At 63.2% G+C, this 733-nt stretch carries 1 protein-coding gene and 1 pseudogene; both read right to left on the bottom strand.

Annotated features, from left to right (window positions below):
* On the bottom strand, positions 1-581 hold a 581-nt coding region (trmB, locus tag A6M56_RS05110; protein ID WP_286757837.1), incomplete at its 3' end, for a tRNA (guanosine(46)-N7)-methyltransferase TrmB.
* Positions 578-733 (bottom strand): annotated as a pseudogene (locus A6M56_RS05105) (thiazole synthase); the annotation flags it as partial. The gene trmB and the pseudogene A6M56_RS05105, both read right to left, overlap by 4 nt.

Genomic DNA, 733 nt, shown 5'->3' with positions numbered 1-733 from the left:
AGGGCGTAGTTTTCCCAGTCGGTCGCGCAGTGGAAATACCCCCCCGGTTTCAGGCGCGAGGCCAGCAGCGCGACGAAAGGCGGCTGGATCAAGCGGCGTTTCTTGTGGCGCGTCTTGTGCCAGGGATCGGGGAAGAAGACATGGATACCGGACAACACGCCCTCCGGCAGCATGTCGCGTACTACCTCGACCGCGTCGTGGTTGCCGATCCGCAGGTTGGACAGGTTCTTCTCGGCGATCAGCTTGCACAGCGCCCCGACGCCGGGCACGTGCACTTCCAGCCCGAAGTAGTCGTTCTGCGGATTGGCCTCGGCGATACGCGCCGTCGTCTCGCCCATGCCGCAGCCAATTTCGAGAATCTTCGGGTTGTCGCGGCCGAACACGGCATTCAGGTCGATGGGCGACGGCTGATAGGCAATGCCGATCTTCGGCATCATCTCGTCGAAATAGCGGTGCTGGGCGTCCGACATGCGACCGGCACGGCGCACGAAGCTCTTGATGTGACCGTGGCCTTCACGACCCTCGGTATAGACGCCATCCTCACGTTCGGCGTCGCTGTGAATCAGGGGGGCTTTGCTCATGAGCCAATCAATCCGGTGGTCGGCGACGAGGGGTCGGCCGAATAGTATTTGCGGGCCATGCGGCCGGCCAGGAAGGCTTCGCGGCCGGCTTCGATGCCCTTCTTCATGGCGCTGGCCATCAGCACCGGGTCTTTTGCATGGGCGATGGCGGT

It is taken from the genome of Ralstonia sp. RL (genome assembly GCF_001683835.1).
Lineage (GTDB): Bacteria > Pseudomonadota > Gammaproteobacteria > Burkholderiales > Burkholderiaceae > Ralstonia > Ralstonia mannitolilytica.
This window is presented reverse-complemented; position numbering and strand designations above follow the sequence as displayed.